The sequence below is a fragment of the Candidatus Chloroploca asiatica genome (assembly GCF_002532075.1).
Lineage (GTDB): Bacteria > Chloroflexota > Chloroflexia > Chloroflexales > Chloroflexaceae > Chloroploca > Chloroploca asiatica.
The window spans coordinates 18,472-37,847 of sequence record NZ_LYXE01000122.1 but is presented as its reverse complement, the minus strand read 5'-3'; the positions used below and the strand labels follow the sequence as shown (position 1 = coordinate 37,847).

Genomic DNA, 19,376 nt, shown 5'->3' with positions numbered 1-19,376 from the left:
CTGGTGGGGGACAGGGCCGGGGGCCGGGCCTGGTGTACCCCGGTGTACGGGCACCCCTGGCGGGTGCCCTGGTGGGGTGCATGCACGAAAGATGCAATCGCCCTGTTTGCTTGACTTGCTGGGAGCATCCATAAAATCAACTGGTATTGATGTAAAATGATATAAGGGCCTGAAGCTCGGCCAGGTCGCTTGGCGTATTGAGGCTCCGCAGGCTATGTCCAGCGGGATCGTAGCGTTGCCAGACTTCTGGTTCGATGCAGGTAACGTCAAGCCGAGGATAGACATCAATAATGCGCCGTTGACCTGCTTCCAGTACCTGGCGCATTGGCTCAAGGCAGGTATCGCGGTAGATCGCGTGGAGTGGTTCGAAGCCAGCCTGGTTGCGCGTCGTGGACGGGAGGGCGTGGCGCGGCACGAGCAGGTCATAATTGCGCGGCCAGTCCAGCATGGCGGCAAGCAGTGACTGGTTGAGCAACGGCATATCACAGGCCACAACAAGCGCATAAGGTGTGGTGATGGCCTGCAGGCCACTGTAGATGCCACCCAGCGCACCACCATCAGGATAGATGTCGGGTGCCGTGCGGACCTTCAGGTCGGGCCAGGCCGAGGCATCATTCAACACCACGACAACCTCGGCACACAACGGTGCCACCACCGCGAGCGTATGCCCGAGCAGGGTTGGCCCAGCGTTACCCCACAACCGCAAACGCCGCTTGTCGATCCCCAGCCGTCTGCTCACTCCCCCGGCCAGCACAACTGCCGTTACTGTTGCCTCTGATGTGTTCATCATGTTTAGTTGACAAAACCTGTGCATAGCGTCTACAATCAGTAGAGTAGCGATAGTTATGAGTTGTCTATATAAGGAGCACCTTCATGATCGAACGCCCCGAAACCTTTAATTTTTTTGGTTTGCAAAGTCTGTTTGGCCCCGAGTTGAAGCCGGGTGATGCCGCTCCTGATTTCACGTTGCTCAGTGCGAAACTCAAGCCGGTGACCATGGCCGCTTTTGCTGGCAAGCCCCTTGTCATCAGTGTCGTGCCTTCGCTTGATACCGGTGTCTGCAACAAGCAGACGCTACGCTTCAACGAGGCAGCAGCCACCCTAGGGGACAAGGTCAGTTTCATTACCGTCAGCGCCGATCTTCCGTTTGCCCAGGCGCGCTGGTGCAGCAGTGCTGGTGCTGAGACGATCCAGACCCTCTCGGATCACCAAGCGATGAGCTTCGCGCAGAGCTACGGCACCTACCTGAAAGCCTTTCGCCTTGAGAGTCGGGCCGTATTTGTCGTTGACAGCGCTGGCGTGATCCAGTATGTTGAATATGTACCGGCTGCCGGCACCGAGCCCGACTACGACGCCGCCCTTGCAGCACTTCACAAGCTCGTCGCGTAATCTTTCAAGGACGCTTGCTTGTTCTGTGTTGGCGGCAGAGCCGCCAGCGCAGAACAAAAAACAGGGTGTGGGGCCTACCCCAACAAAAATATGCCACTGTACATCTACCTCTGCCCCGAATGTGATATCGAACTCGAAGAACTACGCGCTGCATGGCGCGCCGACGATCCTGTTGAGTGCCCTATCTGTCATGGGTTGTGTCTGCGTCAGGTCGCAAACATTGCTTCCCCTGCCCGCCAAGATCCAGCCCCTATCCGCTATGCCTCGCCTGAGCAGGTTGCACGGGCAATGCACGGTCCCGCGTGCAGTTGCTGTCGTCCACGTCGCCGCTCGTAGGCCAGGGATGCGACAAGCGTACCACGATGAGTGAGCCTTGCCATGAGGATGGTGCCGTCATTGAGTTGAGTGAGCGCGAGTGGCAGCAACAGGTGCTGGCAGCGTTGCAGCTTGATGGGCAACGTCTGACTGCGCCGCGTCAGGCCATTGTGCGGTGGATTGCCGCGCAGCATACGCCGTTTAGCGCCGAGGCTCTGACAGCAGCGCTGAGTCCCCAACCGGCCAGCGTTGGTCGTGCGACCGCCTATCGCGCGGTCGAATGGCTGCGCGACCAGGGCTGGTTGGCGCGCGTTCAGACTGAGCGAGGCGATTATACCTATGCGCGCACCCTGCCGGGCCACCACCACCATGCCGTCTGTACCCGTTGTGGCGCTCTCTTGATGTTTGAAGGCTGCGCCATGATCGAAAGCTTGACCAGCATGTTGGAAGCCCAGGGGTTTCAGGTACAAGGCCATATTGTTGAGCTATTTGGCCTCTGTGCAACATGCCAAGCAAAAACGTAGGGGCGCAAGTAGGGGCGCAGCAGCCCCTGTGCATCTGTTGGTCGCAACGTAGTCCCCATCGCTGCTACGCCCAACCTTATTGACGCAAAGACGCAAAGGCGCAAAGATTGTGGATCCACATCCATCAAACCTTTGCGCCTTTGCGTCAAATCCCTAATCGAGGTAGCCGTGGAGGCGCATCCCAACACTGGGGTGGCGGAGGCGGCGCATTGCTTCGGCTTCGATCTGGCGCGTGCGTTCGCGGGTGATACCAAAGGCGACCCCGACCTCTTCCAGCGTGCGTCGCTGCCCATCAAGGAGGCCATACCGCAACTGGAGGATCTTGCGCTCGCGTTCGGGCAGGTCGTTCAGGGCTGCATTGAGTTCTGCGTGCAGCATATTTTGCGCCGCAATCTCCATTGGTGTCTCAAGGCTTTCGTCAGCCAGCACTTCACTGACGCGGCCCTCGCTCTCGTTATTCAACGGTTGTTCCAGTGAGACTGGCTGCGTGGAAGCCTGGAGCAGGCGCTTGACCTTGCGCAGGCTCATCCCCAGAGCATGGGCCAGTTCCTCGGCGGTTGGCTCGCGCTCGAGTTGCTGTTCAAGCCGGTAGATCGCCCGCCGCAGATGGACAATCGACTCACTCAGGTGGACGGGCAGGCGAATGAGCCTGCTCTGCTCGGCGATCGAGCGGGTTACGGCCTGGCGGATCCACCAGGTTGCGTAGGTGCTGAAGCGGTTCCCCTTGGTATAATCAAACTTTTCGACGGCCCGCATCAACCCGATGTTGCCCTCCTGGACAAGATCCATAAAGGCCATCGGACTCCCAATATATTTTTTCGCCACACTGACCACGAGGCGCAAATTAGCCTGGATCAGCTTACGGCGGGCATCTTCGCCACGCGCAACGTCCTGCTCAAGTTGAAAACGTTCACGTCCATTGCGATAATCTTCATTATTAATGCGCATCCGGGCCTCTTTGCCCCGGGTAATTTGCATGGCAAGTTCACGCTCTTCGGTCGCAGTCAACAGAGCAACCTGGCCGATCTCGTGCAGATACAGTTGAACCGAGTCTTCGACAGGCTCGTTATCACTACTCTCGACTTCTTCGACTTCAAGCTCTTCGAGTTCGAGCTCTTCTGGCTCGCTTCCCCATGCCCCGCCATCTTCCTGCACATCTTCGGAAAAGTTCTGCTCAAGAACTTCTGTACGCTCATTCATTTTTTGGAAGGTACCCACGGCTTCTTCTCCTGAGTCAATGGGCGGAGCTTATACATCCTGGTGCTATCTGGTGCGTTCATGTTTGTTGTCACCCCCTGGTTGGTTGATGTGCGTGATATCGGGGTTTCAACAATTGGTATACCATCTATTCTATACTTTGCACAGGATTTGTCAAGCCTTTGTCTGCCCTAATTTTCATCTTTTTCGGTTTGCCAGGTATGTGCGTCGACTGTCTGCCCCGTCTGGCTACGGGGAGGCAGGCTCGCCAGGGCCACGGCAACCCGACCAATTTCGTCGGGTGACAGCAGACCAGTACGGACTTCAGGCACGGTTGAACGTACCATCTGGGTATCGACAAAACCGCCGGGGTGCAGGGTATTGACATTTACCCCGTGACGACGGAGATCCTTCGCCATAATGCGCGTCAGCCCGTCGACCCCACATTTTGCCGCGTAATAAGCCGCAAAACCCGGGGTCACGATCCGTTCAAGCGGCGCCCCGAGATTAATAATATTGCCGCCACCAGATGCGATCATCTGCGGGAGCACCGCGCTCGCCACCAGAAAGGTGCCTTTGAGCAAGGTATCGACGACGAGATCCCACTGCGCCTCACTTGTCTCGGTGATGGGCGCACGCAGACCAACGCCTGCGCTGTTGATCAGGATCTTGATTGGCCCGAGTTGCTCGTAAACCTGTGCAACGAGACCTGAAACCTGTGCAGAGTCGCGCACATCAACGGGTAGGGCGAAACCTTTGCCGCCTTGCTCTTCGATGAGCCACACTGTCTCGGTGATCTCATCAGCCGTGCGTGCGGCCACGACAACCATCGCACCCTCGTGCGCCAGGGCCAGAGCCATCGACCGGCCAAGCCCCCGCCCGCCGCCTGTCACCAAGGCTATCTGCTGGGCTAATTGCATTGGTCATTCCTTTAAGCTGTGCAATAGGTGTGCATAATGCACACCTATTTGTACCATATTTGCACAGCTTTGGCTAGACCGTTGCTAAAAGATGAGAAGTCTCTCATCTCATGGCGCGTTGCTTGATGAGTTTGAAGATCTCGAGCACGAGCAAGATGCTCAAGGCAATTGCCAGAAGGGCAAAAAACTCGGTCAGGGTCACGGGCGCGATCCCCAGCAGTCCTTGCATAAAGGGAAGGTACATCGAGAGCACATGCAAACCGAGGGCGGCAAAGACGCCGACGATCAGCACGGGATTCCGCTGCAACGGGATGCGGAAGGCCGAGGTATACTCAGAGCGGCAGTTGAAGACGTGGACATTCTGGAAGAGCACCATCAACAGTAGCAAGAGATTGCGCGCGTAATCCTGGTCTACGCCCTGCTCGAGCAGCCAGTACCAGACCGCAAGCGTGGCCCCGAACATGACCCCAGCGGAGATCAGGGTCTGTTGGATCATCAGCGGGTTGAAGATGCCCTCACTCGGATCGCGGGGCGGGCGTTGCATTGCCCCAGGTTCCCCCTCTTCAAAGGCGAGCGCAACACCCTGAATGCCGTTGGTGACCAGATTGAGCCACAGGATCTGCACGGCGAGCAAGGGCAGGGGAAGACCGACCAACAACGCAATCAGGAAGAGCGCAATCTCGGCGGCCCCGGTTGAGATGAGCAGGTAGATGACTTTCCGCACATTGTCATAGGCATAACGCCCCTCTTCGACCCCCTCGACAATCGAGGCAAAGTTGTCATCGGTCACGATGATCGAGGCCGTATCTTTGGCAACATCGGTACCCGAGCCCATCGCGACGCCGATATTAGCGGCCCGCAGCGCTGGCGCATCATTGACGCCATCGCCAGTCACGGCGACAAAATGACCAAGGGCGCGTTTTGCCTCAACAATGCGCAGTTTTTGCAGTGGCGCTACACGGGCAAAGACTTCGGCTTCGCGGACGGCCTTGACAAAGGCGAGATCGGTGCCTGTTTCAACGTCAGGCAGATCGCGGCCAACCACCACATCGCTGCGCTCTTGGGCAATGCCGAGCTCACGCGCAATCGCCAGGGCCGTCGCCGGGTGATCGCCGGTAATCATCGCTACCTTGATCCCGGCACGTTGGCAGGTATGCACCGCGTCGATCACCTCGGGCCGCAGCGGGTCGATCATGCCAACGAGACCGAGCAGCGTCAGCGGCGGCATCGTCGCATCATCAATCGTCGTGCCATCCAGCTTCTCGGGCACGTGACTCGTCGCCACTGCCAGCACCCGGTAGCCCGCATCGGCCATCCGTATCACCTGCTGCTCGATGGCCGTATGATCGAGGGGAAGTGCTTCACTATCCAGACCAAGGGCCTGCTGGCAGAAGGGCAAGAGCCGTTCGGCGGCCCCTTTGACCGCAATCATCGTCTGGTCGCCCTCGCGATAGATCCGCGCCGCATACTGACGCTCTGACTCGAAGGGGATCTCGTGCAGCGTGGTGACTGAATTATAGAGATCCTGAGGCTCAAAGCCGACCTTATAACCAAGGGCAAGAAACGCGATATCCACCGCATCGCCCGACGACGTCCAGCCTTGCTCGGTTCGCCGCAGATCGCCCTCATTGCAGAGTACACCGGCACGGGCGAGACGTTCGATCCAGGTTCGTTGGGCCTCACTCACTGGTTGCTCATCGGCCCGTCGCACCTCGCCTTCGCCACTATAGCCTTCGCCCGTCAGCGTAAACTGCTCACCCGACACTGTCTCGAGCGCCTTAATCGTCTGCTTATTGACGGTCAGCGTACCTGTCTTATCGCTTGCAATCAGGGTACAACTGCCGAGACCCTCGACGGCTGTCATCTTGCGCACAATGACGCGGCGTTTTGCCATCCGATTCACCGCAATCGAGAGGGCCACCGTCAACGCAACTGGTAACCCCTCGGGGATCGCCGAAACGGCAAGGGCAACCGCCAGGAAAAAGATCTCGGCAAAGGGTTCACCCTGAGCCATCGCAATCACGATCATTGCCACCATCGCCACGAGCACCGCAACGCTGATATAGCGGACAAAACGATCCATCCGGATCACCAGCGGGGCTTTGGTCGCCTCACCGCTCGTCGTTGCCTCAGCGATCTTCCCAATCTCGGTCTGGAGCCCAGTCGCAACGACGACCCCTTGCGCCCGCCCCGAGAGCACGGTTGCGCCAGCGTAGCCCATATTATCGCGGTCACTGACGGGAAGATCGGCCTCGATAAGTGGCCCGACACGCTTATCGGCAGCGATCGACTCACCAGTCAGGAATGATTCGTCAACGGTCAAGTTATTGGCCTTGAGGAACCGGACATCTGCGGGCACGCGGTCGCCCGACTCAAGCACAATAAGATCGCCGGGTACCAGTTCTTCCGCCTCGATCCGCTCCTCTTTTCCATCGCGGCGCACGCGCGCATAAATCTTCAAGAGGCTTTGCAGGGCGGCGGCATTTTGTTCAGCGCGCCATTCTTGATAGGTTCCTAGAGCGGCATTGATGGCGAGCACGACAATAATGAACCCGGCATCGGTATACTCGCCCAGAAAGAGCGAAATTGCGGCGGCGGCGAGCAAAATATAGATCAGCGGACTCAGGAACTGGTGGAGAATAATCTTCCAGAGGGGCATCGGCTCTTGCGAGGGAAAGGTGTTTTTACCATAGCGAGCTTGCAACTCAGCAATGCGTTCACGAGGCAAACCCTGGAGCGACGTTTCAAGACGTTGCAGCACCTGCTCCTCGTCGTCGGTATGCCAGATGATCGCCTCATCACGCTGCTTTACGGGCAGGTTGCCCTCTGTTTGTTGGGGAGACATCGTCGACCATCGCTTTCTATCTGCTCTTTCTTTTGGCCCTGTGAGCTATGCGTATAACAACCCACCCGGGCGAGATTCTTGGCACCACACACCACAGGCCCCCAAACACCAACCAAAAGGCATCCAGGGAAAACAAAAGGCCGCTGGCGCACCGGAGACTCGGCCTACCGGAGGAACCAACAGCCAGCGATCATGCGCCCATGTCATGATCCATCATAGCATATCGCGCAACTTGAATTGACACAGCGCGGGAGAAGGAGTAGGGCGATTGCATCATACGAAATCGGATACAACGGGGCACCCGCAAGGGGTGCCCGTACCGGGGCGGGGGCCGGGCCCGGTGTAGGGGCACCCCTTGCGGGTGCCCTTGCGGGTGCCCTTGCGGGTGCCCTTGCGGGTGCCCTTGCGGGTGCCCTTGCGGGTGCCCCTTGCGGGTGCCCTTGCGGGTGCCCTTGCGGGTGCCCTTGCGGGTGCCTTGGCGGGGTGCATACACGAAAGATGCAATCGCCCTAGGAGAAGGAGGGAGCCATGCTAATCATTTCTGAAGGGTTGTGGGTCAACTCGCGGCGTGGCCGCGAGTTGACACGCCAAAACGCGGAACCCCTGATGCAGGAATTCCGCGTTCCAATCTGGTGGAGCGACGGGGACTCGAACCCCGGACCTCCTGCTTGCAAAGCAGGCGCTCTCCCAACTAAGCTATCGCCCCAGATGCAATAGAAAATGCAAAACGCACCTCAATGCGCTTTGCATTTTTTGTTGGTGGGCGTAGGTGGACTCGAACCACCGACCTCGATCTTATCAGGATCGCGCTCTAACCAGCTGAGCTATACGCCCGTACAACGCTGGCTATTGTAACATGCCCACCTATCCATGTCAAATTGTCGCCAGCGTGCATCACTGCTCATCCTCGGTATGCACAGCCAACCGTCGCGCTTTACCCAGCAACAGCGCCTCGGTCAGAAGCATCCGCAACCTGCGGCGCATAACGCTCATAGACTTCGTCCCAAGCGACGCCTTTCAGACCAAAATACGGAAGGATGGGCGACCAAACCAATCCGCTCGAACAAGCGTAGCTGTTTCATCCTAGACTCTTGACAATCGCCCGTGCATCAAGTCGTTGGCCCGCGAGCAGAGTCCCGGCACGAAACAATCGTGCCGCTACCCAGAGACACGCTATTGCCGAGGCGAGCAGAACACTGACACTGAGCATGATTTCCCACAGCGGGATCGTCGTCAAGGGGACGCGGATCATCATGGTAACTGGTGCAGTCATGGGGAAGAAACTCAGTCCCCTTGCCAGCAGGCTATCAGGCTGATCAATAATGGCCGTCATAAACCAGAGTGGCACAATGCACGGGATGATCAAGACTGCGACCAGTTGGGAACCTTCACGCATATGGGTTACGGTAGCCCCAACACCAGCCAGTAGACTGCCGTACACCAGATAGCCAAGCAGATAATAGACGAGCGCCAGAACCACTGCGGTCCACGGCACAGCCAAACCTGCTTGCTCAAGCGCGCCGGTACTGGTCTTGAGCAAGAGCATACCAGCCGCAAGCCAGATGCTCACCTGTACGAAGCCAAGCAACCCGAGTCCCAGGACTTTGCCTGTCAGCAACGCAAGGGGACGAATGGTCGTGAGCACCAGCTCGATGGTGCGATTTTCCTTCTCTTCGGTCACGCTCTGGAGTAAAAAACTTGCCGCTGAAAAGATCGTAATATAGAGAACCATTGCAAAAGCATATGGCAGCACAAAGGTCAGCATGCCTCGTTCAGCAGCCATTGCTGTGGCAAGTTCCGCCTGGCCGTCTTCGGTCGGAAGTTGCAGCGCCAGTGGACGCCCAAGTTGGGTAACGAGTTCAGGATGATCGGCAAGCAGGCTGGCCTGAAGAAGCGTAGCAATCAATGCCTGACCCTGAGGGCCAGTCACGTCTTCACTCACCCAGACAACGGTACCTCCCTGCAAATAATCTTCTGGGAAGTGGTAGAAACCCTGCAACGCTCCCGCCTGGATGGCCTCAACACCACTAGCCACATCAGACAAAGCCTGCACCTGAGCCGTGAGCGATGCAGGCACAGGCAATGTGAAGACTCCCGCATCATCCACATAGCCAAGCGGCTTGCCCGTAAAAGCTGCGAGTTCATCGGGAGACGTCGTTGCATTCGCACGCATAAAGAGCATCACGGCACCAAGAATAAGCGGGAAGAGCAAGGTCGTGATCAGAAAACTGGGGCGCAAGACATGACGGAGAAACTCGTGTCTTGCCACCAGAAAAGTTCGTTGCATAGGATCCTCCTCGATCAACCGATGCGTACAGCGCGCACGATCTCCCGTACGCGCAAGCGTTGACCATAACGCAGCATTCCCACCCGAAAGATCCGCGTTGCCATCCAAACGGCCAGCCATGCCGAGACAACCAGGAGGCTGAAGCTCAGCCCTATCTGCCATCCAGGCACATTGCCCAGCACGAGGCGAAGCAACATCCCTATGGGTGCCGAAAGGGGAAAGAGGCTAAGGGTAACGGCAATCAGGCCATCGGGGTTGGTAAAAAAGATCACGCTGAGCATCAAGGGCAAGATCGCCACGACTGTGGTCAAGCCGGCAAACTGTTGTGCCTCTTGCGCTGTTGGCACAATCGCGCTGATCGCAACCATCAGCCCGGCAAAGAGCAAGTAGCCCGGAATTAAAAAGAGCAGAATCGGCACAAAGCCGCCGAGGCTGAGGCGTACCTCGCGCAATGGATCCACAAAAACCGCCCCGATGCCCCAGGCAAGAGCCACGCCGCTCAACCAGACGAGCGCAATCGTAAGGCCAAGCAAGCCTAAACCAAGAACCTTGCCACCAATCAGCTGTCCAGGACTGATTGAAGTCGTGATAATCTCAATCGTGCGGTTCTCCTTCTCCTCCACGAGTGCCTGCAGCAAATAGCTCGCCGAAGAAAAGATCGTCACCATAAAGAGCAAGCTCCCGAGGATCGCGACAATGATGCGCTGGCCCAGCGCTGAGGGATCAAGGGGTGTACCGTCAACATGGCGCGACTCAAGATGAGCCAGGGGATCCAGCGCCACCATAGCCACGTCGGCAGCAAGGTCAGCACGCGCCAGCAAACCCTGATTGAGGGCAACCTGCAAACGACGTTGGCCAGGTGGCGAGAGCCGCTCAGCCCCATACAGCACAAGCGCACCAGTCGCCGCATAGTCATCTGCGATCACAACATAGCTGTCAATAGCACCTGTGGCAAGAGCCGTATTGGCTGCTTCATGGTCGGCAAAGCGAACCAGTTGAATAGCCTGCTCATCATTGTCCGATGGAGCAGTCAAGGCCGCTCCGCTGAAAAGACCAGACTGATCGACATACCCGATCGCAGTTTCCGGACGAACAAGATTGACGATCACAATCAAGGCCATCCCAACGAGCACAAGAAGCGGCAAGCCCAAAGTTGCCAACAAAAAGCCTCGCCGACGCACATGGAGCAGATATTCGTGATGCGCAACGTGCAGCAACCTGATCATGCCATCACCTCCTCGGCAAGATGCGTCCCCTCCACCACGCGCACAAAGATCTCATCAAGGGACGGCAACGCTACCGCAAAACGATCGACTGTATACGCAGGCTGCGCCGCCAGGGCCTGAAAAATCTCACGGGGCGCCGTGGTCTCATCAAGGTGCAGCAGAAGCGTGCCAGTATCACCAAGTGGTTCTACCGAAAGCACACCAGGTAGCGCAGCGAGAGGGCCGTGACCATCAAGCAGCACGGCATTGGCGGCAAATTGGCGCCGTACCTCATCAACTGTGCCATAGAGCACCACCTCGCCGCGGTTGATCATCACCATGCGCTCGGCCAATTCTTCTACCAGGTGCATCTGATGGGTTGACATGATCACTGTGCGCCCCTGGGCAGCAAATTCACGCAGGACTTCTTTGATAAGGCGCGTATTGACCGGATCAAGGGCCGCAAACGGCTCATCAACGATTAATAAGTCCGGTTCGTGGATCAGTGCCGCAATAAACTGCGCCTTCTGCTGCATACCACGACTCAAATCATTGATCTTCTTCTGCGTATGGGTCGCAAGATCAAAACGCTCGAGCCAGAGCGTGAGCCGACGACGCGCTTCGCTTGTGCGCACCCCCTTGAGCCCGGCCAGATAGATCAGGCAATCCAGCAGATTCAGATTACGGTAGAGACCTCGTTCCTCGGGGAGGTACCCGATGCGATCAAGGGCATCGAGACCAGGAGCCTGCCCAAAAAGCGCAATCGTGCCACGATCAGGCTTGAAAATATCCAGCGCCATACGGATCGTCGTCGTCTTGCCAGCCCCATTCGGGCCAAGCAGCGCAAAGATTTCGCCAGGGCCAACGCGAAAACTCACTTCACGCACCGCAACTTGCGTAGCAAATGACTTCGCAATCTTGTCAATGACAAGTGGATCCATAACCATTGCTCTTTCTCATGCAATCCACCTCCAAGAGCTAGATTGCATGCGTACCTTGCCTGCCCTCCTTCGCAATGCAGCAAGCGCAGCTTGTAAGCATTTAGCCATATTGTAGTCTGGCTATCGGCAGAATGCATCAGTCAGGTGAACGATGCCGTCCAGGTCAAAAGATCAGTCATCTGGCTAGGACTGGCGTTTGCCTCAGCGCCAGCCAGTTCGGAGGGGCTTACATGGATGCGACGAGACCCTATACCTTGCCCCAAAGCCCAGAGATATGCTATGCTTGCCCGCAGCAATTGCCTACTATGGAGCCAGAGGCCAAGCAATGCCGACGATGTATGAGATCTACGCCCAGTACGCCCCCGAGTACGATGCGCTGGTGACCCATGAAGATTATCAGGGGCAGTTGGCCCAGACGTTGCATCGTCTCTATGATGTAACGAACAAAGATGTGATTGAGTTTGGCGTTGGCACAGGCCGAGTGACGGCCATGCTGGTCGAAAAAGCCAGGCACATCACCTGTTGTGATCGTTCGCCCCATATGCTGGCGTATGCCCAGCAGAAGTTGCAGGCCTATGCCGACAAACTCACGTTTGTGCAACGCGATAACCTGGAACTAAACCGGGTTGAACGCCAGGTTGACTGCCTGATCGAGGGGTGGAGCTTTGGGCATACGGTGCTTGATCATCCTGAGACGATGGACGACGTGATTGATCGCCTCGTGGCAGGGTGCATGGCGCTTGTGCGCCCAGGTGGTGCAGTCATCCTGATCGAAACAATGGGAACCATGGTCGAAGACCCGGCCCCCCCGCTCGCCGCACTCGCCCACTTCTATGCCAGGCTCCGTGACCAGCACGGCTTTGCCGAACACGTGATCCGCACCGATTATGCCTTTGCTGATGAGGAGGAGGCCGCGCAGATCATGGGCTTCTTTTTTGGCGAAGAGATGCGCGAACAGATCCTTACCACCCGGCAAGCCATCATCAAAGAGTATACCGGTGTGTGGATCAAACATATCACTGACTGACGCACCGCGTCACTTGCGTAAGCACCGATTTCCTGCTATGATTCAGCTTATCTATCTTTACCCCATGGAGAGGCTGATGACATACTTCAAAGACGAAGCCGAGTTGCAGCAGATTCTCGGCCAACTGTACGATCTGGTCAAGACCGATGCCCGCGTTGGGCCACGAATCTGCGAGGGAAAAATCGTTATTCAGTTCCGCTATGAAGAACCATTCGGCATAGCGACAATTGATGCAGCCCATCCACCCACCCAACCAGGGGCTTACTGTGATGTTCACTGGGGCGAGGTTGAGCTCAAACCTGACGTGATGATGTCGATGAAAGCGGACATTGCCCACCAGTTCTGGCACGGCAAGATCAACTTGATGGCAGCCCTCACCCGTAAGCAGATCATAGCTAAAGGGCCCATTCCCAAGATTCTGAAGCTGCTCCCGGCAGTTGAACCCGTCTACAAGATGTATCCCAAGATGTTACGCGAGATCGGCCGTGAGGATATCGCGCTCAAGTAGGCGCGTCAATCCTTCTTTACGTCCCGGAACTGACCCATCGGTGCAGTGCGGGCGACCTTTCGGGCATATGCCGAGCAATAGCGAGATGTATGAACGCGGCGCCCGCGACGCCGAGTTTGATGAACTAGATCTTTTTTATTACCAACACTACTACTACTATCGCCAGGGATACAACCAGGCCCGCAAGCAGAGTACGACGCGGGACACGGTCTCCCCTGCGATGGTAGTAGTCTTTGTTGTGTTAATCGCCCTCAGTCTCGTGGCTGGGGGTGTCTGGTGGTTTTCGGAACGCAGTACGGGCCCTAGTCAGGCTGGCGTTGAAGCCACCCTCATTGCTACCGCAACAGTTGTTGAACGTCCTACCAATCGCCCTATACCACAACCGACGGCCATCCCTCCCGCAGCACTCGTCCTCGAACCTGAACTGGTGCTGGCCGTCGGAAGAATGGCGCGGATCGTCAATCTCGATGGCACAGTGTTGCGCGCACGCGCAAGCCCCGGGTTGACCGAAGTGGTCGCACGTCTCCCTGATGGAAGCGAAGTTACACTGGTCGAAGGCCCGGTTGAGGCCGATGGGTATGTCTGGTGGCGCGTTGAAGCCGCCGCCGGCACCGGATGGGTCGCCCAGGGTTCGCCGGAAGGCATCGTCTTTCTCGAACCCTTGCCGCTCAATTGATCACGAGTGGGTCTATGAAGTTGATTGTGCAAATTCCTGCGCTGAATGAGCGTGAGACCATCGCCGCAGTCATTGCCGATGTGCCGCGCACGATCCCCGGGATCAGTGCGGTCGAGGTGCTCGTCATTGATGATGGCTGTACTGATGATACGGTCGCGGTGGCGCTGCGCGCCGGGGCCGACCACGTTGTGCGCCATACGGCCAATAAGGGGCTTGCCAATGCCTATCAGACAGGCATTGATACGGCGCTCCGTCTCGGGGCCGATCTTATTGTCAATACGGATGCCGATCATCAGTACCCGGGCCACGAGATCGCGACCCTTGTGCAACCGATCATTCAAGGACGGGCTGATATTGTCGTCGGCGACCGGCAGGTGCAGCATATCGAACATTTTTCGCCGCTCAAGAAGACCTTGCAGCACCTCGGTAGTTCGGTGGTGCGCTGGGCCTCTGAGACGGATGTGCCCGATACGGTCAGTGGGTTCCGGGCGCTGACCCGTGAAGCCGCCCTGCGCACGTTTGTCACAACTGACTTTTCTTACACCGTCGAAGCGCTGATTCAGGCGGGTAAACGCCGCCTGACGATTGTCGCTGTGCCAATTACGACCAATTATGTCGAGCGACCTTCGCGTTTGCATCGCGGCAACTGGAATTTCATCAAGCGCCAGGCCGCGATCATCGCCCGTACCTATGCCACGCACGAGCCGCTCAAGGTCTTTAGTTATCTGGCTGCTTTTCTCTTTACCCCCGGGGCCATGCTGCTGATCTGGGCCTTCTATATCTTCCTTGGCCGCCGGATGGAGTGGTTCGTCCAGTCGCGCTCAAACGACCAGTCGCTGCTCGTTGGCGGCATTCTCGTCTTAATGGCACTCTTTGTCTTTCTGATTGGCCTGCTGGCCGATCTTGTTGGGGGTGTTCGCCGGATTCAACAAGAGGTGCTCTATCGCGTGCGTACGATCCAGGTGGATGATGAAGCATGGCGGCGGAACGCGAGCGCCCGCCTCGATGCGCTCGAAACCGCGTTGACCGAAGAGAACGCCCCGACCGCTCCAAAAACATAATGACCGGCGTGGCCACGCCGGTCATGCCCTCTAAAATCCCGCTTTATTACCGATCAAACTGCTGCAACGTCGATGAAGGGGCAGTTGATTGACGTGCCTGATGGGGTGCAGAAGACCAGATGATCCGTAGATGCTGAAGAGCGCCACCGGTACGCCGATCAAGTAACATGACAAAGCGCGTCGCCTCTGCCAACCCGAGCCGCTCAACCAGCACGTCCCAGCCCTCTTCTAACAACCGCTGTTCGCCATGGGTCATACATACGCTCCTTAAAACAACACAAAACAACCTGCACAACCACACAGCGTAGTGGCGTCACAGGCAACAATGCAATAACATGCAAACTGACACGAGGGATTGTACCACAAAAGCCGACATGCTATGCCAGGAAGGTGGCAGGGATCAGCTTGACAATAGATTTTTTTGCCCAACAAAAGACCAGTTTCACTGGTCTTTTGTTGGGCAAAAAAATCTACGCGGCAGCCTTGGCTGCCTCAACAGCTTTCTGGGCTGCTTCGGCGAGCGACGTGGCCGGGATCAACTGTGACTCGGCCAGGAGGCGCAACCCCTCTTCTTGATTGGTACCAGTCAGGCGTGCAATCAGCGGGATCGAGGTGGGGACTTCTTCGAGGGCGGCAATAATGCCACGGGCCACTTCGTCAACACGGGTAATGCCACCAAAGATATTGAACATCACCGCCTTGACATTGGGATCGGCAAGAATGATCTCAAGCGCCGTGCGTACTTTGTTTTTATCGGCACCACCACCGATATCAAGAAAGTTCGCCGGTTCACCGCCATAGAGCTTGACCACATCCATCGTCGCCATCGCGAGACCAGCCCCATTGACCATGCACCCGATCGAGCCATCAAGCTTGATAAAGGTAATATCGGCGGCCCGAGCAAGCTGTTCGGCTTCCGGCTCATCAGAGGTATCACGCATCGCTTCAAGCTCAGGATGCCGGAAGAGGGCGCTATCGTCAATCAGCACTTTTGAGTCAAGGGCAAGCAGACTGCCATCATCACGAATCACCAGAGGGTTGATCTCGACCAGCGACGCATCACTCTTGACAAACGTCTGATAGAGCGCGGTCGCGATCTGGGCAAACTGACGCGCCTGCTTGCCGTCAGTCAGGCCAATCGCAAACGCCAGTTCACGCGCCTGATACTCTTGCAAGCCAAGCTGTGGATGCGCCGGAATCTTGATAATCGCCTCAGGATTCGTACGGGCGACCTCCTCGATCTCCACCCCACCCTCAGCCGAGGCAATCATCACCACGCGCTTGGTGGCACGATCAAGGATCGCACTGAGATAGATCTCTTTCTGATAGCTAATCGCCTCAGCTACTAGCACCTTCTCGACCGTCAAACCTTTGATATCCATACCAAGAATCTGGCTGGCAATCTGTTCAGCCTCAGCCGGTGTATCAGCAAGTTTGACGCCCCCGGCCTTGCCACGGCCACCCACAAAGACCTGGGCCTTGATCACCACGCGACGACCGAGTTCTTCGGCGATCGTACGCGCCTCAGCCGCCGTCGTCGCGACACCACCTCCGGTAACGGGAATGCCATGCTGCGCCAGCAGGGCTCGGGCCTGGTACTCGTGCAATTTCATACGAATTCTCCACGACACTGAGCGAGACCATCGGAAGCACGTGCTTGCGGTTAGGGTATAGATACCGCTTATCTATAATATGCATTCCAGATTGACCGCTTGCACGTGCTATCGTAGCATATACCACAAAGCGATGTCAAACCTTTGCCGGTGTGTACAAACGACCAGCCTGGCTGGTCGTTTGTACACACCGGCGAGCTACCTAGCAGCGCTGGCGTCAACCCCCATCAAGGGCTAAAAGACTTCGGCGGCAATGATAGTCTGTTCGCGGTCGGGGCCAACCGAGACGATCCCGAGGCGGGCACCGATCAACTGGCAGAGCCGGGAGACATAGGCTTGCGCGGCATCGGGGAGATCGTGGAAGTGACGTACGTGCGTTGTCGGCGTCATCCAGCCGGGCATCTCTTCATAGATCGGCTCGACCTGGCCCAACACGGCCACGGTCGCCGGCGGATAATCGAGTTGCGTCTCGTGCAATTGATAGCCCGTACAGATTTTGATCGTCGGTGCGGTATCGAGTACATCAAGTTTGGTAATCGCGACCGTATCAATGCCATTGATCTGCGTGGCATAGCGCGCCAACACGGCATCAAACCAACCGACGCGACGCAGACGACCGGTCGTCACCCCAACTTCGGCCCAGGGCGTGCCAATCTGGCGCAGAATATCGGCGTCAGGGCCATCAATTTCGGTTGGGAAGGGACCCTCGCCAACCCGTGTCGTATAGGCCTTAAAGACCCCAATCACCGAGTCGAGTTGGGTTGGACCAATGCCAGCACCCTGGCAGGCCCCGGCGGCCCCTGGAGGCGAAGAGGTGACATAGGGGTACGTGCCGTGATCAATATCGAGCAACGTCCCTTGCGCACCTTCAAGCAAGACCGGCAGATCCTTTTCGAGCGCACGGTGGATGATCGGATGCACGTCGGTAATATGCTCGGCGAGTTGACGGCCAAACTCGAGGTAGCGCAGATACGTATCGTGGAGCGAGATAGGCTTGACATTGTAGAGCCTGGTCAGCACCCGATTCTTTTCTTCAAGCACAGCGGTCAAACGATTGAGCAGCGTCTCTTCGTGCAACAGGTCGCCGATGCGGATCCCGGTACGGCTCATTTTATCAGCATAGGCCGGGCCAATCCCACGCCCGGTTGTGCCAATCTTGCCGATACCACGGGCATCTTCCTGCAACTGGTCAAGCAACATATGGTACGGCATCACCACGTGGGCGCGCTCGCTCACAAAAAGCTTGGCAGTACTCACCCCCGACGCCTCGAGACCGGCGATCTCTTTGATCAGCGCTTCGGGGTCAATGACAACCCCCGAGGCAATGACATTGACAATGCCAGGATCAAAGATACCCGAAGGTACGAGGTGTAGCTTGAAGGTACCCAGATGATTGACGACCGTATGGCCGGCGTTATTTCCTCCACCATAACGGATCACCAGGCGCGCTTTGTTGGCCAGGAGATCGACCAGGTGTCCTTTACCTTCATCGCCCCACTGGGCACCAATGAGCGCTACAACGGGCATATGCGTTCCCTTTCAAGCTGAGCTAGCGTTGGGTAGATTGTACCATATGGTGCTTGACTGGCTTACACGAGCGCACGTCGCAGGATGGTCAGGGCTTCGTCAATATGACCTGTTTCGGTAATTAACGGGGGAACCAGACGAAGAATGTCGTCGCCCGCTGTGGCAACGAGCAAGCCCTGTTGCTGGGCTATTTCCCGTACCGGCGCAGCAGGGACATTGAGTTGAACACCGCGCATCAGGCCACGTCCACGAAGTTCACGTACCTGGCCAGGCAGATCGGCCGCGAGATCCTGCAGCGACTCGTCAAGGTAGCTTGACACCTCGCGAACATGGCTCAGAAAGGCGGGATCATTGATGCGCTTGAAGACGACGCTGCCAACGGCGGTCGCCAGGGGATTGCCGCCAAAGGTAGTGCCATGATCGCCAACATGGATCGCATCGGCAACATGCTGGCCCAGCAAGATAGCCCCGATCGGCAAGCCACCGGCAAGCGGTTTGGCCAGCGTCATCAGATCAGGCCGTACGCCCGAAGGCTCGTGCGCCCAGAGCGTCCCGGTACGCCCCATGCCACACTGGATCTCATCAAAGATGAGCAGGGCATGGTAGCGGTCACAGAGTTCGCGCACCCCCTGGAGAAACGCGGCATCGGCAACCCGCAGACCACCTTCGCCCTGTACCGGCTCGAGGATCACGGCACAGACATCGTCGCCCATCGCCGCTTCAACCGAGGCAAGGTCATTGTAGGTGGCAAAGCGAGCCCCGGGCATCACCGGCATAAAGGGTTCACGATACTTATCGCGGGCTGTCACCGCAAGCGCACCCATCGTGCGTCCATGAAATGAGCCATCAAAAGCAACAATCGCCGTTTTACCTTCGCCATAATGCTCACGAGCATAACGACGGGCAAATTTGAGGGCTCCCTCGATCACCTCGGCCCCACTATTGCCAAAAAAGACCCGGTCAAGACCCGGGCTATGCTCCACCAGCAAACGGGCCAACTCGCCTGCCGGGGCGGTATGATAGAGATTCGAGACATGGATCAACCTGGCCGCCTGTTCGGCGATCGCACTGGTCACCTCAGGATCGCCATAGCCGAGCGCATTGACCGCAATGCCGGCCACAAAATCGAGATACCGCCGCCCTTCGGTATCAAAAAGATAGACCCCTTCACCACGCTCGAGGACAAAATCAGGCTTGACATAGGTCTGCAAAATGTACTCATGATCGGCCTGAATGAGCCCTGTTGTCGCATCAGTTGACATACGCTACTCCTCGCAATAAGGCAGGATGATGTATGACGACGATTATAGCACTCTGTCATGGTATAATGCGCCAGCAATA

The 19,376-nt window shown here is 57.2% G+C and carries 18 protein-coding genes, 2 tRNA genes and 1 pseudogene; 7 read left to right on the top strand and 14 right to left on the bottom strand.

Translation table 11 applies throughout. The features are described 5' to 3' along the window. Window positions 1-136 precede the first annotated feature (136 nt). Window positions 137-790 carry a molybdenum cofactor guanylyltransferase gene (gene mobA, locus A9Q02_RS16110; RefSeq protein ID WP_245860574.1) on the bottom strand — a complete coding sequence of 218 codons (654 nt, stop codon included), beginning with the start codon at window positions 788-790 and terminating at the stop codon, window positions 137-139. Window positions 791-873: 83 nt separating this feature from the next. On the opposite strand from mobA, the gene tpx reads away from it, so the two are divergent. From tpx to A9Q02_RS16095, 3 genes are all read left to right on the top strand, one after another. Next, a complete protein-coding gene (tpx, locus tag A9Q02_RS16105) occupies window positions 874-1,389 on the top strand; it encodes a thiol peroxidase (protein ID WP_097654110.1) in 516 nt (171 codons plus the stop codon). A 90-nt stretch (window positions 1,390-1,479) separates the two neighbouring features. After that, window positions 1,480-1,725 carry an FmdB family zinc ribbon protein gene (locus A9Q02_RS16100; RefSeq protein ID WP_097654109.1) on the top strand — a complete coding sequence of 82 codons (246 nt, stop codon included), beginning with the start codon at window positions 1,480-1,482 and terminating at the stop codon, window positions 1,723-1,725. Window positions 1,726-1,751: 26 nt separating this feature from the next. Further along, window positions 1,752-2,228 (top strand): Fur family transcriptional regulator, encoded by a 477-nt coding sequence (locus tag A9Q02_RS16095; RefSeq protein WP_097654108.1) that lies wholly within the window; start codon window positions 1,752-1,754, stop codon window positions 2,226-2,228. Between the two features lie 153 nt (window positions 2,229-2,381). On the opposite strand, the gene A9Q02_RS16090 is transcribed toward A9Q02_RS16095, so the two are convergent. The 9 genes and pseudogenes from A9Q02_RS16090 to A9Q02_RS16055 all read right to left on the bottom strand — a co-directional run bounded on the left by A9Q02_RS16090 (window position 2,382) and on the right by A9Q02_RS16055 (window position 11,623). Then, window positions 2,382-3,428: a sigma-70 family RNA polymerase sigma factor gene (locus tag A9Q02_RS16090; RefSeq protein ID WP_097654107.1), complete on the bottom strand. Its 1,047-nt coding sequence runs from the start codon at window positions 3,426-3,428 to the stop codon at window positions 2,382-2,384. Window positions 3,429-3,616: 188 nt separating this feature from the next. Beyond that, window positions 3,617-4,345, bottom strand: a complete 729-nt coding sequence (locus tag A9Q02_RS16085; RefSeq protein ID WP_097654106.1) for an SDR family NAD(P)-dependent oxidoreductase — start codon at window positions 4,343-4,345, stop codon at window positions 3,617-3,619. Between the two features lie 103 nt (window positions 4,346-4,448). Continuing rightward, window positions 4,449-7,190 carry a cation-translocating P-type ATPase gene (locus A9Q02_RS16080; protein WP_097654105.1) on the bottom strand — a complete coding sequence of 914 codons (2,742 nt, stop codon included), beginning with the start codon at window positions 7,188-7,190 and terminating at the stop codon, window positions 4,449-4,451. Between the two features lie 630 nt (window positions 7,191-7,820). Next, window positions 7,821-7,896, bottom strand: a tRNA-Ala gene (locus A9Q02_RS16075). A gap of 51 nt (window positions 7,897-7,947) precedes the next feature. Further along, window positions 7,948-8,024 (bottom strand) — tRNA-Ile (locus A9Q02_RS16070). A gap of 151 nt (window positions 8,025-8,175) precedes the next feature. Further along, window positions 8,176-8,244: pseudogene (locus A9Q02_RS25350) on the bottom strand (hypothetical protein); the annotation flags it as partial. 24 nt (window positions 8,245-8,268) lie between these two features. After that, the gene (locus A9Q02_RS16065) at window positions 8,269-9,477 is read right to left on the bottom strand and encodes an ABC transporter permease (protein WP_172451047.1); all 1,209 of its coding nucleotides are present in this window, start codon (window positions 9,475-9,477) and stop codon (window positions 8,269-8,271) included. A gap of 14 nt (window positions 9,478-9,491) precedes the next feature. Beyond that, window positions 9,492-10,703, bottom strand: coding sequence for an ABC transporter permease (locus tag A9Q02_RS16060; protein ID WP_097654103.1), 1,212 nt, complete (start codon window positions 10,701-10,703; stop codon window positions 9,492-9,494). Beyond that, on the bottom strand, window positions 10,700-11,623 hold the full coding sequence (locus A9Q02_RS16055) for an ABC transporter ATP-binding protein (RefSeq protein ID WP_097654102.1): 924 nt from the start codon (window positions 11,621-11,623) through the stop codon (window positions 10,700-10,702). The genes A9Q02_RS16060 and A9Q02_RS16055 overlap by 4 nt, the downstream gene beginning before the upstream one ends. Window positions 11,624-11,957: 334 nt before the next feature. On the opposite strand from A9Q02_RS16055, the gene A9Q02_RS16050 reads away from it, so the two are divergent. From A9Q02_RS16050 to A9Q02_RS16035, 4 genes are all read left to right on the top strand, one after another. Further along, the gene (locus tag A9Q02_RS16050; protein ID WP_172451045.1) at window positions 11,958-12,650 is read left to right on the top strand and encodes a class I SAM-dependent DNA methyltransferase; all 693 of its coding nucleotides are present in this window, start codon (window positions 11,958-11,960) and stop codon (window positions 12,648-12,650) included. Between the two features lie 37 nt (window positions 12,651-12,687). Beyond that, the gene (locus A9Q02_RS16045; RefSeq protein ID WP_245860570.1) at window positions 12,688-13,158 is read left to right on the top strand and encodes a hypothetical protein; all 471 of its coding nucleotides are present in this window, start codon (window positions 12,688-12,690) and stop codon (window positions 13,156-13,158) included. A gap of 85 nt (window positions 13,159-13,243) precedes the next feature. Continuing rightward, window positions 13,244-13,834: an SH3 domain-containing protein gene (locus A9Q02_RS16040; protein WP_097654099.1), complete on the top strand. Its 591-nt coding sequence runs from the start codon at window positions 13,244-13,246 to the stop codon at window positions 13,832-13,834. 14 nt (window positions 13,835-13,848) lie between these two features. After that, window positions 13,849-14,895, top strand: coding sequence for a glycosyltransferase family 2 protein (locus A9Q02_RS16035; RefSeq protein ID WP_097654098.1), 1,047 nt, complete (start codon window positions 13,849-13,851; stop codon window positions 14,893-14,895). A gap of 46 nt (window positions 14,896-14,941) precedes the next feature. On the opposite strand, the gene A9Q02_RS16030 is transcribed toward A9Q02_RS16035, so the two are convergent. The 4 genes from A9Q02_RS16030 to A9Q02_RS16015 form a co-directional block, all read right to left on the bottom strand. Next, complete coding sequence (locus A9Q02_RS16030; protein WP_097654097.1) at window positions 14,942-15,151, bottom strand: hypothetical protein; 210 nt, start codon at window positions 15,149-15,151, stop codon at window positions 14,942-14,944. A gap of 214 nt (window positions 15,152-15,365) precedes the next feature. Next, on the bottom strand, window positions 15,366-16,508 hold the full coding sequence (gene sucC, locus A9Q02_RS16025; protein ID WP_097654096.1) for an ADP-forming succinate--CoA ligase subunit beta: 1,143 nt from the start codon (window positions 16,506-16,508) through the stop codon (window positions 15,366-15,368). Between the two features lie 234 nt (window positions 16,509-16,742). Beyond that, window positions 16,743-18,035 carry an adenylosuccinate synthase gene (locus A9Q02_RS16020; RefSeq protein WP_097654095.1) on the bottom strand — a complete coding sequence of 431 codons (1,293 nt, stop codon included), beginning with the start codon at window positions 18,033-18,035 and terminating at the stop codon, window positions 16,743-16,745. Between the two features lie 62 nt (window positions 18,036-18,097). Beyond that, window positions 18,098-19,297 carry an aspartate aminotransferase family protein gene (locus A9Q02_RS16015; protein WP_097654094.1) on the bottom strand — a complete coding sequence of 400 codons (1,200 nt, stop codon included), beginning with the start codon at window positions 19,295-19,297 and terminating at the stop codon, window positions 18,098-18,100. Window positions 19,298-19,376: the final 79 nt, after the last annotated feature.